Origin of the sequence: Burkholderia sp. FL-7-2-10-S1-D7, from assembly GCF_001524185.1 — a bacterium.
GTDB classification, from domain to species: Bacteria; Pseudomonadota; Gammaproteobacteria; order Burkholderiales; family Burkholderiaceae; genus Burkholderia; species Burkholderia diffusa.
Window position 1 is genome coordinate 34,984 of sequence record NZ_LOWY01000013.1, and the last position, 14,688, is coordinate 49,671.

13 protein-coding genes are annotated in these 14,688 nt (G+C 66.1%); 10 read left to right on the top strand and 3 right to left on the bottom strand.

Annotated features, from left to right (window positions below; all coding sequences use genetic code 11):
• The first annotated feature begins 69 nt into the window (after positions 1-69).
• The 4 genes from WS75_RS04380 (at position 70) to WS75_RS04395 (ending at position 2,815) form a co-directional block, all read left to right on the top strand.
• The gene (locus tag WS75_RS04380; protein ID WP_059679335.1) at positions 70-792 is read left to right on the top strand and encodes a tetratricopeptide repeat protein; all 723 of its coding nucleotides are present in this window, start codon (positions 70-72) and stop codon (positions 790-792) included.
• Between the two features lie 39 nt (positions 793-831).
• Positions 832-1,407 (top strand): peptidylprolyl isomerase, encoded by a 576-nt coding sequence (locus tag WS75_RS04385; protein ID WP_012364186.1) that lies wholly within the window; start codon positions 832-834, stop codon positions 1,405-1,407.
• A gap of 88 nt (positions 1,408-1,495) precedes the next feature.
• Entirely contained in the window at positions 1,496-1,987 is a 492-nt protein-coding gene (locus WS75_RS04390; protein ID WP_006483987.1) for a peptidylprolyl isomerase, read from the top strand.
• Positions 1,988-2,014: 27 nt separating this feature from the next.
• The gene (locus tag WS75_RS04395; RefSeq protein ID WP_059679336.1) at positions 2,015-2,815 is read left to right on the top strand and encodes a UDP-2,3-diacylglucosamine diphosphatase; all 801 of its coding nucleotides are present in this window, start codon (positions 2,015-2,017) and stop codon (positions 2,813-2,815) included.
• Between the two features lie 39 nt (positions 2,816-2,854).
• Here WS75_RS04395 and cysE read toward each other — a convergent pair whose 3' ends face one another.
• Together cysE and WS75_RS04405 are read right to left on the bottom strand one after the other, a co-directional pair.
• Positions 2,855-3,628: a serine O-acetyltransferase gene (cysE, locus tag WS75_RS04400; RefSeq protein ID WP_059679337.1), complete on the bottom strand. Its 774-nt coding sequence runs from the start codon at positions 3,626-3,628 to the stop codon at positions 2,855-2,857.
• 289 nt (positions 3,629-3,917) lie between these two features.
• Positions 3,918-4,742, bottom strand: coding sequence for an RNA methyltransferase (locus WS75_RS04405; protein WP_059679338.1), 825 nt, complete (start codon positions 4,740-4,742; stop codon positions 3,918-3,920).
• Between the two features lie 279 nt (positions 4,743-5,021).
• Between WS75_RS04405 and WS75_RS04410 the strand changes: the two genes are divergently transcribed.
• The 5 genes from WS75_RS04410 to WS75_RS04430 all read left to right on the top strand — a co-directional run bounded on the left by WS75_RS04410 (position 5,022) and on the right by WS75_RS04430 (position 12,891).
• The gene (locus WS75_RS04410) at positions 5,022-5,825 is read left to right on the top strand and encodes an inositol monophosphatase family protein (RefSeq protein ID WP_059679339.1); all 804 of its coding nucleotides are present in this window, start codon (positions 5,022-5,024) and stop codon (positions 5,823-5,825) included.
• Positions 5,826-5,936: 111 nt separating this feature from the next.
• Positions 5,937-7,559 (top strand): NAD(P)/FAD-dependent oxidoreductase, encoded by a 1,623-nt coding sequence (locus WS75_RS04415; RefSeq protein ID WP_059679340.1) that lies wholly within the window; start codon positions 5,937-5,939, stop codon positions 7,557-7,559.
• Between the two features lie 225 nt (positions 7,560-7,784).
• Complete coding sequence (locus WS75_RS04420) at positions 7,785-8,690, top strand: helix-turn-helix transcriptional regulator (RefSeq protein ID WP_059679341.1); 906 nt, start codon at positions 7,785-7,787, stop codon at positions 8,688-8,690.
• A 291-nt stretch (positions 8,691-8,981) separates the two neighbouring features.
• Positions 8,982-11,639, top strand: coding sequence for a DNA mismatch repair protein MutS (gene mutS, locus WS75_RS04425; RefSeq protein WP_059679342.1), 2,658 nt, complete (start codon positions 8,982-8,984; stop codon positions 11,637-11,639).
• Positions 11,620-12,891, top strand: a complete 1,272-nt coding sequence (locus WS75_RS04430) for a hypothetical protein (RefSeq protein ID WP_059679343.1) — start codon at positions 11,620-11,622, stop codon at positions 12,889-12,891. Before mutS ends, WS75_RS04430 begins: the two co-directional genes overlap by 20 nt.
• Here the strand turns inward: WS75_RS04430 and WS75_RS04435 are convergent.
• Positions 12,871-13,419: an FKBP-type peptidyl-prolyl cis-trans isomerase gene (locus WS75_RS04435; protein WP_059679344.1), complete on the bottom strand. Its 549-nt coding sequence runs from the start codon at positions 13,417-13,419 to the stop codon at positions 12,871-12,873. The two genes, WS75_RS04430 and WS75_RS04435, sit on opposite strands and share 21 nt — an antisense overlap.
• A gap of 32 nt (positions 13,420-13,451) precedes the next feature.
• On the opposite strand from WS75_RS04435, the gene WS75_RS04440 reads away from it, so the two are divergent.
• Complete coding sequence (locus WS75_RS04440; RefSeq protein WP_059679345.1) at positions 13,452-14,672, top strand: cupin domain-containing protein; 1,221 nt, start codon at positions 13,452-13,454, stop codon at positions 14,670-14,672.
• Positions 14,673-14,688 lie beyond the last annotated feature (16 nt).

Sequence of the window (14,688 nt, forward strand, 5' to 3'; positions counted from 1 at the left end):
CTGCCGCTCGCCGGAACGCGCAGACGTTTTGTTAGAATGGCTCGGAGTATAACATTCCGATTTACGCCTATGAAACCTCATCGCGGCCGCGCGCCGAGCGCTGCGACCCTCGTTGCGACCACCGTCATGAGCGTCGCGCTGACGCTTTTCGCGGCTCCCGCGGCGCATGCGCAGAAGGCCCCGGCGGTCGCCGACGGCACCCCCGAAGTCGACGCGTCGATCGCCGGCAAGCAGTGGAAACAGGCGCTCGCGCAGCTCGACGCGCGCATCGCGTCGAACCCGCACGACGTGCAGGCGCAGTTCAAGCGCGGCACCGTGCTCGCCCGCCTGAACCGCGACGACGACGCGATCCAGCAGTTCGTCGCGATCACGCAGGCCTACCCCGAACTGCCCGAACCGTACAACAACCTCGCCGCGCTCTACGCGAAGCACGGCCGCTACGACGAAGCGCGCAGCGCACTCGTCACCGCGACGCAATCGAACCCGAGCTACTCGCTCGCGTACGAGAACCTCGGCGACCTTTATCTGCGCCTCGCGGCCGAATCGTACAAGCGCGCGCAATCGCTCGGCCGCACGAGCGGCGCGACTGCGCAACGCCTCGCCGATCTGCAGAAGATCGTGTCGCCGCCGAAGGCGGCAGCGAACGCGCGCGCCGTCACGCCCGCCACGCGCGCGTACACCGATCGCGCCGCCGCGAACGTGAGCACCACCACGCTGCCGATGTCGCCGACGTTCCAGTTCAATGGTCCGTCCGGTGCGCTGACAGCGCCGTACGTCGCGCCGTCGCAGTAAGCGGCGCAACCTTCCTTCCCTCCCAATCTGAGGATCGCAATGAAACGTCTGTTGCTGGCGCTTGGCGGCGCCGCCCTTCTCGCGACCGCGCCCGCGTTCGCGCAATCGGCCACCGCGCACCCCGTCGTGCAGCTGAAGACCTCGCAGGGCGACATCCGCGTCGAGCTCTATCCGGAGAAGGCGCCGAAGACGGTCGCCAACTTCCTCGACTACGTGAAGGCCGGCCAGTACAACGGCACGATCTTCCATCGCGTGATCAAGGGCTTCATGATCCAGGGCGGCGGCTACAAGACCAACTTCGAGGAGAAGCCGACCCGCGCGCCGATCCCGCTGGAAAGCCGCAATGGTCTGAAGAACCTGACGGGCACGATTGCGATGGCGCGTACCAGCGATCCGAATTCGGCCACCGCGCAGTTCTTCATCAACACGGTCGACAACAGCGGCCTCGACTACCCGAACCCGGACGGCAACGGCTATGCGGTGTTCGGCAAGGTCGTGTCGGGCCTCGACGTCGTGAAGAAGATCGAAGGCGTGGCGACGACCTCGCGCGGCCCGATGCAGGACGTACCGGCCCAGCCGGTCCTGATCGAGTCGGCCAGCATCGTCTCGAAATAAGCACCTGCCGGCACGTCCGGCGCCACACGCGGCCGCGTCGCACGACCGGCCGCGTGCCATTTAAACCGCCTTACCGAAGGAATTCATCATGGTTGAACTGCACACGAACCACGGCGTGATCAAGCTCGAGCTGGACGCCGCCAAGGCACCGAAGACGGTCGAGAACTTCCTCAACTATGTGAAGAAGGGTCACTATGACGGCACGGTGTTCCACCGCGTGATCAACGGCTTCATGATTCAAGGCGGCGGCTTCGAGCCGGGCCTGAAGCAAAAGCCGACCGACGCGCCGATCGACAACGAAGCGAACAACGGCCTGAAGAACGACAACTACACGATCGCGATGGCGCGCACGAACGATCCGCACTCGGCGACCGCCCAGTTCTTCATCAACGTGAACGACAACGACTTCCTGAACCACTCGTCGCCGACGCCTCAGGGCTGGGGTTACGCCGTGTTCGGCAAGGTCGTCGAAGGCCAGGACGTGGTCGACAAGATCAAGGGCGTCAAGACGGGCAACGCGGGCTTCCACCAGGACGTCCCGACCGACGACGTCGTGATCGAAAAGGCCGTGGTGGTCTGACGCATAGTCCGTTACGGAGGCACTTCGATGTTGCAGGAGAGTCCGCCGCGAAGCGTCTCCGCGGGCGTGCCTGGCGAGCGCGAATACGCGCAAGCCGCACGCCCGTTCCTGTTTCTCTCCGATCTGCACTTGAGCGAGGCGATTCCGAAGACGGTCGCCGCGTTCGAGCATTTCGTGAAATACACGGCCGACAGCGCCGACTCGGTGTTCATCCTCGGCGACCTGTTCGAATACTGGATCGGCGACGACGTGCTCGACCACGATCCGTTCGCGGCGCGCATGGCCGCGCTGATGCATACGTTCTCGGAACGCGGGATCGCGCTCTACGTGATGCACGGCAATCGCGATTTCCTGCTCGGCCGGCGCTTCATGAAGGCGGCCGGCGCGATGCTGCTGCCGGACCCGGCGCTGATCACGTCATTCGGCCAACGCATCGTGCTCGCGCACGGCGACGCGCAATGCACGGCCGATCGCGGCTACCAGATATTTCGGCGGTTTGCCCGCAATGGCGTCGCGCAAGCGCTGTTTCTCGCGTGGCCGTTCCGCTGGCGCCGCGCGCTCGCGCAACGGATGCGCTCGAACGGCGAAGCGGGCCGGATACGCCCCGCTTCGCCGCGCTACGACGTCACGCGTGAAGGCATCGCCGCGCTGTTCCGGAAGAGCCGTGCGAGCGTGATCATTCACGGCCACACACATCGCCCCGCAAGTCACGCCGAACCGGGTGGGATTCGCTGGGTACTGCCGGACTGGGATCTCGACCACGGCAAGCCGCGCGGCGGCTATCTGCGCGTCGACGCCGAAGGCATCCACGCGATGCCGCTCGACTGACGCGATCGGCACTGCCGGCGGCCGCCGGCATGCACCGCGTTACGACTGGCGCTCGAGCGCCTTGCCTTCCAGCACCGCCGACAGCCTGCGCAGGTCGAGACGCGCCGCGTCCGCGCCCTGCAGCGTTTCCAGATGCGTGCCGAGTTGCTCGAGCGCCGCGACGATCTCGTCCACACGCCGGCTTTCCTTCGCCGCGTGGTCGATCAGGCCGTGAATCGCGAGTGACATCGGGTCGTCCGCGTTCGGCGTGATCCCATACGCGCAGAACGCGGCGCGCTCGGGCTGCGGCTTCGATTGCGCCGGCATCACGATGCGCGCCGGATTGCCGACCGCGGTGCCACCTGCCGGTACCGGCTTCACGACGACCGCGTTCGAACCGATCTTCGCGCCCGCGCCGACCGTGAAACCGCCGAGCACCTTCGCGCCCGCGCCGACGATCACGCCGGCCTCGAGCGTCGGATGGCGCTTCGCGCCGCGCGTGAGCGACGTGCCGCCGAGCGTCACGCCCTGATAGATCGTGCAGTCGTCACCGACGATCGCGGTTTCGCCGATCACGACACCCATCCCGTGATCGATGAACACGCGCCGGCCGACCGTTGCGCCCGGGTGAATCTCGATACCCGTAAGGAAGCGCCCGGCCTGCGACACGAAGCGTGCGAGCCAGTAGCGTTTCGCGCGCCAGCATGCATGCGCGAAGCGATGCAGCACGAGCGCGTGCAGCCCCGGGTAACAGGTCAGCACTTCCCAGGCACTGCGAGCGGCGGGATCCCGCTCGCGAATCGTCGCAACGTCTTCGCGCAGTCTAGTGAACATGATCTGATCTGGGCTGGGAAAAAGGCCGGCGTGCCCCGCCGGCAATGGCCGGCCGTTATCGCACCGGGTAATTTGCTTATGACGTCCGCCGATTGTAGGGCCACTCGCGCGCGGCCGCTCGGCGTCGCGCGTTCACCCCGCCGGCGGCACGGGTATTCGTGCGGAACGCCCGTCGCAGTTTGCCGGCGAGGCCATCCGGCGGATCGGCGCGAACGAGCGCACCGACATCGAGCGGCCGATGCAATGCGGCGTTCGCGGCGGGAACGCCGCCGCCGGTGTGCCGGGCCGCTTACGCGTCGCCCTCGGGCGTGCCGGATTTCAGCAGGATGTGCTTCGCGATGCCGCGCAGGATGTTGACTTCCTCGCGCTCGAGACCGGTGCGTGCGAACAGGCGCCGCAGCCGCGGCATCAGCTTCTTCGGATTGCGCGGATCGAGAAAATCGAGCGCGATCAGCGCGTTCTCGAGGTGCGCGTACATCCGCTCGATCTCGTCGCTCTGCGCGAGCGTGCCAGCTTCCGCCGGCGCCTGGTGCGACGGCTCGCTCCCCCGCTCCAGGAGCGCAACGCGCAGTTCATACGCGAGCACCTGCACGGCCTGCGCGAGGTTCAGCGAACTGTAAGCCGGATTCGCCGGGATGTGCGCGAGCGCGCTGCACTGTTCGACGTGCTCGTTCGCGAGACCCGTGCGCTCGTTGCCGAACACGAACGCGACGTCGCCGGTGCCGACCTGCGTGCACGCCTGTTCGGCGGCCGCGCGCGGCGCAAGGCGCGGCGGCCCGTATTCGCGCGTGCGGGCAGTCAGCGCGATCGACCAGTGGACGCCGGACAATGCGTCGCCAAGCGTGGGCACGACATGCGCGGACGCGAGGACGTCATCCGCGCCGCTCGCCATCGCGATCGCTTCGGGGTCGCTCTGCACATGCGGCACGCGCGGCGCAACCAGGACGAGCCGGGAGAAACCCATCGTCTTCAGCGCGCGGGCGGCCGCCCCGACATTGCCGGGATGGCTCGGCTCGACGAGCACGAAACGGGTGGACGTGAAGCCGCCGGACGGCGGCAGGGGCGAGGCCGCGCCCGATTCGGACGGCGCGGCGGGGTTCTGCGGGGTTTCCACTACATACGACTCGGTTCATCAGAATGGCAGTATGGTATCGCCATCGCCCCGGCAAACCCACTCGTCCGGACGGCCAGTGGGGTTTCCCCGCATTCCGGCCACCTGAAACTCTCGAAAATCGGGTAAAATCATGCGTTTACGTGTCGCATCCCGTGCGACGCGGGTCGTACCCTGCTCTTTGTCAATTCGCGTCTCATCTCGCCCGGCCCGTTTGCGCCGTTCCGGGCGGTGTGTTCCACTTCGTGGCGGCCCGTGCCGCCGGCTACAGGATCCAGGCTCATGCATCCCATGCTCAACATCGCTGTCAAGGCTGCGCGCCGCGCCGGACAGATCATCAACCGTGCCTCCCTCGACCTCGACCTGATCGAGATCCGCAAGAAGCAACAGAATGACTTCGTCACCGAAGTGGACAAGGCCGCCGAAGAGGCGATCATCGAGACGCTGAAGACCGCCTACCCCGACCACGCGATCCTCGCGGAGGAATCGGGCGAATCCGAGAACGAATCCGAATTCAAGTGGATCATCGATCCGCTCGACGGCACGACCAACTTCATCCACGGCTTCCCGTACTACTGCGTGTCGATCGCGCTCGAGCACAAGGGCGTCGTCACGCAGGCCGTCATCTACGATCCGAACAAGAACGACCTGTTCACGGCTACCCGCGGCCGCGGCGCGTACCTGAACGACCGCCGCATCCGCGTCGGCCGTCGCGACCGCCTGGCGGACGCGCTGGTCGGCACCGGCTTCCCGTTCCGCGAGAAGGACGGCCTCGACGCATATGCGCGCCTGTTCACCGAAATGACGCAGGCCTGCACGGGGCTGCGCCGTCCGGGCGCGGCCGCGCTCGACCTCGCGAACGTCGCGGCCGGCCGTCTCGATGCGTTCTTCGAGCAGGGCATCAACGTGTGGGACATGGCGGCGGGCAGCCTGCTGATCACCGAAGCCGGCGGCCTCGTCGGCAACTACACGGGCGACGCCGATTTCCTGCATCGTCATGAGATCGTCGCGGCGAACCCGAAGATCTACGCGCAGATGATCCCGATCCTGAACCGCTACAGCCGCATGCATCCGGCAGCGGAGTAAATCCGGGCCGCGCCCGCGCGGCGCGGCTGACGCAGCACCGCTGCCGCCAGCACGCCGCCCCCGCCTGTCTCAACACCGCCACGACTTCGTGGCGACCGTATCCGAATACTCATGTTACGGCTAAGCGAACTTAAACTCCCGCTCGACCACCCCGAGAGCGCCCTCGAGGCCGCGATCCGTGCGCGCCTCGCGGAGCTTGGCGTGCCGGCAGACGGGCTCCTCCGCTACACGGTGTTCCGCCGTGCGCACGATGCGCGCAAGCGCGCGGACATCAAGCTCACGTATATCGTCGACGTCGAAGTCAAGGACGAAGCGGCCGTGCTTCCGCGACTCGCCGGCACGCCGCATTGCGGCGTGACACCCGACATGGCGTACCACTTCGTGACGAAGGCGCCCGAGCACGCCAACTTCCTGCGCCCGGTCGTCATCGGCATGGGGCCGTGCGGCCTGTTTGCCGGCCTGATCCTCGCGCAGATGGGTTTCCGCCCCATCATCCTCGAGCGCGGCAAGGCCGTGCGCGAGCGCACCAAGGACACCTTCGGCCTGTGGCGCAAGAGCGTCCTCAATCCCGAGTCCAACGTGCAGTTTGGCGAAGGCGGGGCCGGGACGTTTTCCGACGGCAAGCTTTACAGCCAGATCAAGGATCCCCACCACTACGGCCGCAAGGTGCTCGACGAATTCGTCAAGGCCGGCGCGCCGGAAGACATCCTGTACCTGAGCCGGCCGCACATCGGCACGTTCCGCCTCGTCAGCATGGTGGAAAAGATGCGCGCGACCATCCACGAACTGGGTGGTGAAGTGCGCTTCGAAACCCGGGTCGAGGACATCGAAATCGACCAGGGCAAGGTGCGCTCGCTGACGCTGTCGAACGGCGAAACGCTCCGGTGCGATCACGTGGTGCTGGCCGTGGGCCACAGCGCGCGAGACACGTTCCAGATGCTGCACGACCGCGGCGTGTACGTCGAAGCGAAGCCGTTCTCGCTGGGTTTCCGGATCGAACATCCGCAGGGGCTGATCGATCGCAGCCGCTTCGGCAAGTTCGCGGGTCACAAGCAACTCGGCGCGGCCGACTACAAGGTCGTCCATCACTGCAGCAACGGACGCGCGGTCTACAGCTTCTGCATGTGCCCCGGCGGCACGGTGGTCGCGGCGACCTCCGAGCCGGGCCGCGTGGTCACCAACGGCATGAGTCAGTATTCCCGCGCCGAGCGCAACGCGAATGCGGGCATCGTCGTCGGCATCACGCCGGAAGACTATCCGGGCGGACCGCTTGCGGGCATCGCGTTCCAGCGCAAATGGGAAGAACGCGCGTTCGAGCTCGGTGGCGGCGATTACAGCGCGCCGGGCCAGCTGGTCGGCGATTTCATCGCGGGCCGGCCGTCGACGTCGCTCGGCTCCGTGGTGCCGTCGTACAAACCGGGCGTGCGCCCGACCGATCTCAGCACCGCGCTGCCCGACTACGTGATCGAAGCCATTCGTGAAGCGCTGCCGCAGATCGACAAGAAGATCGCCGGCTTCGCGATGCACGACGCGGTGCTCACCGGCGTGGAGACGCGCACGTCGTCCCCGATCCGGATCCGGCGCAAGGACGATTACCAGAGCGTGAACGTCGAAGGGCTGTATCCGGCCGGCGAAGGCGCCGGGTATGCGGGCGGCATCTATTCGGCAGCGATCGACGGTATCGAAGTCGCGCAGGCGGTGGCGCTCGATCTGATGTCGGCGCACACGTCCTGATATTGCAGGCCGGGCTCGGCGCACGTCTGCCCGTGCGCCGAGTCAAGCCTGCATTTTCAATGCTTGCCCGGGGCGAGCTCGAATCGCCGCATCGGGCCGACGGTCTCCGGCCTTTGCGATGCACCGCGGCCATTCAGAGGCCGATGTGCCGAACACGACTGACTCCCGGCCGGATTTCGCTTTGGTACACTTCGCGCCCAGGTTCTCTACGTTTCCCACGTATCCATGGCCGCCGCACATTCAGACAACGCGTCATCTGATTTCATGCCGGCCGACCTCAGGCAAAGCGTGGTTACGCAGACGTTGCCGCATTCCCAGGTCGGCATCAGCCGACTGAAGACATCTCGTAGAAATATTGGCCGAACTGCGCCATATGAACTCGAAGACGCCGATCTCATCGTGTTGCAATTGCGCGCGTTCGGCGAACAGGAATTGTGGCTTGACGGACGTGTTGCCCGTTTCGTCCCCTATGACGCAGGGACCGTCACGATTCATGACCTCGATCGCAGATGGGTTTCCGACCTGAAGGGGGCGTTCGACTGCATCCATTTTCACCTCCCTCGCCGAACGCTGGAGGAGACGGTCGATGAAATCGGTGGCAGGCAGCGACCACAGCTGTACTTGCCGCCGCATTTGAGTGCGACGGATCCGATCATCCATCGGCTGGGCCAGGCTCTGCTCCCCGCTTTAGCGCGGCCCGAGCATGCGTCTCAGCTTTTTATCGACCATGTCGCGCTCGCCTTCCAGGCGCATGTCGCGCGCCTGTATGGCGGCGTCAGCGAACGCCGGGAGAAGTCGACCTGCAAACTCACTGCGTGGCAGGAGCGAATGGCGAAAGGCCTTCTTCTCGAACACCTTACCGGGAACATCTCGATCGCCGATGTGGCGAAAGCATGCGGCCTGTCTCGCGGCCATTTCGTCAAAGCCTTTCACCAGACCACCGGGTTGCCGCCCCATCGCTGGCTGATCAATCAGCGCATCGAGCAAGCAATGATGTACATGCGCACGTCGTCCATGCCGCTGCAAATGATCTCGGATGCATGCGGCTTCGCCGACCAGAGCCACTTCACGAGAACATTCATGCGCGCCACCGGCGTTACACCGCGTCGTTGGCGCACGGACAACGTTTGAGGACCGCATGAGCGACGCCTCGCTTTCGCAAGCGGGTATCTCCTTCTTGTCCTTATTGAGATCCGGTTGGTCGACAGGCCGCCTTAGCTGATCCATAAGCGTCATGCCGGCAAGACAAGCACCGGCGCTATCCCTTGGGACCATCCGACCGGCCAGGCCGCGCGAGCCAGAATCGTTGCCGGACACGGAGTCGTATCGCGCAATCTGCTGGCCTATCGGCCAACTTCGACCGTATTCGTCAGAGCCACTGGTAAACTCGGGCAACTCAAGCAACAACTTCATGCCGGATCTATGACCACGCTGTCGCCCGAGGCCTTTGCAGGCCACACTCCGATGATGCAGCAGTACTTGCGCATCAAGGCCGATCACCCCGACACGCTCGTCTTCTACCGGATGGGCGACTTCTACGAGCTGTTCTTCGAGGATGCGGAGAAAGCCGCGCGTCTGCTCGATCTGACCCTCACGCAACGCGGCGCATCGGCCGGCACGCCGATCAAGATGGCCGGCGTCCCGCATCACGCGGTCGAACAGTATCTGGCGAAGCTCGTGAAAATGGGCGAATCGGTCGCGATCTGCGAGCAGATCGGCGACCCTGCGACGTCGAAGGGGCCGGTCGAGCGCAAGGTCGTGCGCGTCGTCACGCCCGGCACGCTGACCGACGCAGCACTGCTGTCCGACAAGAACGACGTCTACCTGCTCGCGATGTGCACGGGCCACAACAAGCGTGGCGTGGCGGTCAACATCGGCCTCGCGTGGCTGAACCTCGCAAGCGGCGCGCTACGGCTCGCCGAAATCGAACCCGAGCAGCTCGGCGCCGCACTCGAACGCATCCGCCCGGCCGAGATCCTCACGGCGGACGGCGCGACCGACGCCGTGCCCGCCGGCGCCGGTGCGATCAAGCGCGTGCCGGCATGGCATTTCGATATCGCGTCGGGCACGCAGCGCCTGTGCGACCAGCTCGACGTCGCGGGCCTCGACGGCTTCGGCGCGCATTCGCTGACGAGCGCATGCGGAGCTGCCGGCGCACTGCTGCTGTACGCGGCCGCCACGCAAGGTCAGCAACTGCGTCACGTGCGCAGCCTGAAGGTCGAGAACGAAACCGAATACATCGGGCTCGATCCGGCAACGCGCCGCAACCTCGAACTGACCGAAACGCTGCGCGGCACCGAATCGCCAACGCTGTATTCGCTGCTCGACACATGCTGCACGACAATGGGCAGCCGCTTGCTGCGTCACTGGCTGCATCACCCGCCGCGCGCGTCCGTCGCCGCGCAGTCACGCCAGCAAGCGATCGGCGCACTGCTCGAGGCGCCCGCAAACGCGAGCCTCGACGCACTGCGAACCGCACTGCGCCAGATTGCGGACGTCGAACGGATCACCGGGCGTCTCGCGCTGCTGTCCGCGCGCCCGCGCGATTTGTCGAGCCTGCGCGACACGTTCGCCGCGCTGCCCGCGCTGCGCGAACGCATCAGCGCGATCGTCGCGAACGCGGATGCGCTCGCGCGCATCGACGCGGCGCTCGAGCCGCCCGCCGAATGTCTCGACCTGCTGACGAGCGCGATCGCCCCAGAGCCTGCCGCGATGGTGCGCGACGGCGGCGTGATCGCGCGTGGCTACGATGCGGAGCTCGACGAGCTGCGCGACATCTCCGAGAATTGCGGGCAATTCCTGATCGATCTCGAGGCGCGTGAGCGTACCCGCACGGGCATCGCGAACCTGCGCGTCGAATACAACAAGGTGCACGGCTTCTACATCGAGGTCACGCGCGGCCAGACCGACAAGGTGCCCGACGACTATCGCCGCCGCCAGACGCTGAAGAATGCCGAGCGCTACATCACGCCCGAACTGAAGACTTTCGAGGACAAGGCGCTGTCCGCGCAGGAACGCGCGCTGGCCCGCGAGCGCGCGCTGTACGACGGCGTGCTGCAGGCACTGCTGCCGTTCATTGCCGAGTGTCAGCGCGTCGCGTCGGCGCTCGCGGAGCTCGACGTGCTCGCCGCGTTCGCCGAGCGCGCCCGCACGCTCGACTGGGTCGCCCCCGCCTTCACCGACGAAATCGGCATCGAAATCGAACAGGGGCGTCACCCCGTCGTCGAAGCGCAGGTCGAGCAGTTCATCGCGAACGACTGCCGGTTCGGCGCCGAACGCAAACTGCTGCTGATCACCGGCCCGAACATGGGCGGTAAGTCGACCTTCATGCGGCAGACGGCGCTGATCGCGCTGATGGCATACGTCGGCAGCTACGTGCCGGCGAAGTCGGCCTGCTTCGGCCCGATCGACCGGATCTTCACGCGAATCGGCGCGGCCGACGACCTCGCCGGCGGCCGCTCGACCTTCATGGTCGAGATGACCGAAGCGGCTGCGATCCTGAACGACGCGACACCGCAGAGCCTCGTGCTGATGGACGAAATCGGCCGCGGCACGTCGACGTTCGACGGCCTCGCGCTCGCATGGGCCATCGCGCGTCATCTGCTGGCGCAAAACGGCTGCTACACGCTGTTCGCGACGCATTACTTCGAGTTGACGCAACTGCCCGCCGAATTCCCCCAAGCGGCCAACGTCCACCTGTCGGCCGTCGAGCACGGTCACGGCATCGTGTTCCTGCACGCGGTCAACGAAGGCCCGGCGAACCAGAGCTACGGGCTGCAGGTTGCACAACTCGCGGGCGTGCCGGCACCGGTGATCCGCGCCGCGCGCAAGCATCTCGCGTATCTCGAACAACAGTCGGCGACGCAGCATACGCCGCAACTCGACCTGTTCAGCGCACCGCCCGCCGCGACCGACGAACTCGAATGCGCGGATGCGCCTGCACGGTCCGACATCCCGCATCCGGCACTCGAAAGGCTGCGCGACATCGATCCCGATGACCTCAAGCCGCGCGACGCGCTCGACCTGCTGTACGAACTGCGCACGCTCGTCCGCTCGCACGATGCCGACGGGCACGCATAAGCGCACCCCGTCGGGCTGGCCGGCCCGGGCCAGCGCTGCGCTGGCCGCGGCGGTGCTCGCGCTGGCGCAGGCCGGCGCGCTGGCCGCGCCGCCCAAACGTGCCGCCGCCCCCTACTCGTTCGCGGTCGTGTCGGGCGTCATCGATACGCCGGCCGACGAGCCAGCCGCGCAACGGCTGTTCGAATCGATCGCGCGCGAGCGCAATCTGGCCTTCGTCGCCTATGCCGGCGACATCAAGGGCGCGAAGGAAGCGTGCCGCGACTCGCTCTATACGCAGCGCGGCGCGATCCTGAACGCATCCCGCGTGCCACTCGTGTTCATTCCCGGCCACGACGACTGGGTAACGTGCAACACGGCGGCCGGCGGCAGCTACGACCCGGTCGAACGTCTGGACTTCCTGCGTCAGACGCTGCTGGCCGACGCGGCGCTGCCCGACCCCGGCGCGCTACAGATCACGCGCGAAAGTGAAGTCGCCCGGTTCCGGCCCTATCGCGAAAACGCGCGCTGGCTGCATGACGATGTCGTCTACGTCACGCTGAACGCACCGGCACCGAACAACCACTATCTGACGGCCGGCGGGCGCAACGGCGAATTCGAGGACCGCATCATCGCGAATGGTTTCTGGATCGACCACGCGGCCGAATATGCGAAGCGGCACGAAGCGCGCGCGATCGTGGTGATTTTCGAAGGCGATCCGCAGTTCGATCGCTATGAGCGTGCCGAACGCTTTGCGTGGTTGCGTTTCAACCGGCCGCGCGTCCGCGACGGCTTTCGTGAAATGAAACGAACACTGGTGAAGGCGGCAGCGGCGTTCCGCGGCCCGATCCTGGTGGTGCACGCGAGCAGCGAGCCGCTTGCGAACGGCTTCCTGATCGATCGCCCGCTGCATGCGGACGACGGCGTGCTGGTGGGAAATGTGACGCGTGTCGCGATCGGACCGCGTCATCCGGCGAATCAGTGGGTGAAGGTCAACGTGTCGCCGGCACGGCAGACGATCTTCAACGTGAGCGTGCAGGACGTCCCGAAGAATCTGCCGATCCCGCCCGCGCTGCCGGTCGTGCCGCGCGACAATGTCCCGCTGCCGCAGATGCCGGAGATCCCGGCCTTGCCGGCATTGCCCGACTCGTCGTCGGTCGCGCCGCCGCTGCAGGGCGACGGCACGACACCGGACGGCGCTTCGTGGCCCGCGCCGCCCCCTGCTTCAGGGCCGGCGCCCGGCCGGCCTGACAGCTCAGTGCAGGGTACGCCCTGACGGCGCGTCTCCGTCCTCGTCCTCGTCTTCGTCCTCGTCGACGATTTCGAGGCCTTCCGCGCCATGCGCGTGCTCATGCTCGATCTCGTCCTCGGTCGCTTCGCGAACGTCCTTGACCGTCAGCGCGAAACGCAGCGCCATGCCCGCAAGCGGGTGATTGCCGTCGAGCACGACCTTGTCCTCGGCGATGTCCGTGACCGTGTAGATCAGCGAATCCACTTCCTCGTCGCCATCTTCCGGCGTGCCTTCGAACTGCATGCCCACTTCGATCGGCTCGGGAAAACGATCGCGCGGCTCGATCTTCACGAGTTCGGGATCGTAGTCGCCGAACGCGTCCTGCGGCTCGAGCTGAATCTGCGCCTGGTAACCGGGCTCCTGGCCGTCGAGCTGTTCCTCGATCTTGGGGAACGTGCCATCATAGCCGCCGTGCAGATAAACCATCGGCTCGTCGCTTTCCTCGATCAGATTGCCTTGCGCATCCGACAGCTTGTAAGTGACCGACACGACGGTGTTTTTTGCGATTTTCATCCAATTCTCCCAAATACAAGTCTCATTATACGATGCGCAACCGGTCTCAAGCCGAACCGCGGGATGCCGCTCCCGCCCCGCTCGGCGCGCCGCCTTCCGATCTTCCCACACCGCTGCTCGGCGGCCTATCGCCGGCGCAATTCATGCGCCGCTACTGGCAGAAGAAGCCGCTGCTGATCCGCCAGGCGATCCCCGGCGTGAAGCCGCCGGTGACGCGCGACGCTCTGTTCGAGCTGGCAGCCGACTATGACGCCGAATCGCGACTGATCACCCATTTTCGTAACAAGTGGCAACTGGCCCACGGTCCGTTCGAGCCGGGCGCGCTGCCTGCCGTTTCGCGCAAGTCCTGGTCCTTGCTCGTGCAGGGGCTCGACCTGCACGTGGACGCGGCACGCGCGCTGCTCGACCGCTTCCGCTTCATCCCGGACGCACGCCTCGACGACCTGATGATTTCGTACGCGACCGACGGAGGCGGGGTCGGCCCGCACTTCGACTCGTACGACGTATTCCTGCTACAGGTCGAGGGCCGGCGCCGTTGGCGCATCGGTGCGCAGAAGGACCTGTCGCTGCAGCCGGACGTCCCGTTGAAGATCCTCGAGCATTTTGAGCCGAGCGACGAGTGGGTGCTGGAGCCGGGCGACATGCTGTACCTGCCGCCGCACATCGCGCACGACGGCGTGGCCGAAGGTGAATGCATGACCTGCTCGATCGGCTTTCGGGCGCCGTCCGCCGGGGAGCTGGGCGCGCAATTCCTGTATTACCTCGCGGAACGCGGCGGCCTGCGCGACGAGCGTGGCGACGCGCTTTACCGCGACCCGAAGCAGCCGGCGGTCGACACCCCTGCGCAACTGCCGCCGGCGATGGTCGAGCGCGTCGCCGAGATCGTCGATGCGATCCGCTGGCGCAAGCGTGACGTCGCCGAATTCCTGGGTTGCTACCTGAGCGAACCCAAATCAAACGTCGTATTCGAGCCGCCGGCGCGCCCGCTGTCCGAGGCCGCGTTCGTCGCGCAGGCGTCGCGCCGGGGCGTGTATCTCGACAGACGGGCCGCATTGATGTATAACGCGCGCTCGTACTTCATTAATGGCGAGGAAGAACCACTCGAGCAGGCCGGCGAATGGCTGCCCGAACTGGCCAATCTGCGCCACATGGAGGCGAAACGGTTTGTAACACTATCCCGGGTTCCCTCAATGACAGCCTTGCTGCACGAGTGGTATTGTGCGGGCTGGATACGGGTCGGAAACCGGATTTAGTGAGCCGCCCCGTATG

Coding starts and splice junctions, on each gene's coding strand:
- WS75_RS04380 (WP_059679335.1), top strand. CDS start 70: ATGAAACCTCATCGCGGCCGCGCGCCGAGCGCTGCGACCCTCGTTGCG.
- WS75_RS04385 (WP_012364186.1), top strand. CDS start 832: ATGAAACGTCTGTTGCTGGCGCTTGGCGGCGCCGCCCTTCTCGCGACC.
- WS75_RS04390 (WP_006483987.1), top strand. CDS start 1,496: ATGGTTGAACTGCACACGAACCACGGCGTGATCAAGCTCGAGCTGGAC.
- WS75_RS04395 (WP_059679336.1), top strand. CDS start 2,015: ATGTTGCAGGAGAGTCCGCCGCGAAGCGTCTCCGCGGGCGTGCCTGGC.
- cysE (WP_059679337.1), bottom strand. CDS start 3,628: ATGTTCACTAGACTGCGCGAAGACGTTGCGACGATTCGCGAGCGGGAT.
- WS75_RS04410 (WP_059679339.1), top strand. CDS start 5,022: ATGCATCCCATGCTCAACATCGCTGTCAAGGCTGCGCGCCGCGCCGGA.
- WS75_RS04415 (WP_059679340.1), top strand. CDS start 5,937: ATGTTACGGCTAAGCGAACTTAAACTCCCGCTCGACCACCCCGAGAGC.
- WS75_RS04420 (WP_059679341.1), top strand. CDS start 7,785: ATGGCCGCCGCACATTCAGACAACGCGTCATCTGATTTCATGCCGGCC.
- mutS (WP_059679342.1), top strand. CDS start 8,982: ATGACCACGCTGTCGCCCGAGGCCTTTGCAGGCCACACTCCGATGATG.
- WS75_RS04430 (WP_059679343.1), top strand. CDS start 11,620: ATGCCGACGGGCACGCATAAGCGCACCCCGTCGGGCTGGCCGGCCCGG.
- WS75_RS04435 (WP_059679344.1), bottom strand. CDS start 13,419: ATGAAAATCGCAAAAAACACCGTCGTGTCGGTCACTTACAAGCTGTCG.
- WS75_RS04440 (WP_059679345.1), top strand. CDS start 13,452: ATGCGCAACCGGTCTCAAGCCGAACCGCGGGATGCCGCTCCCGCCCCG.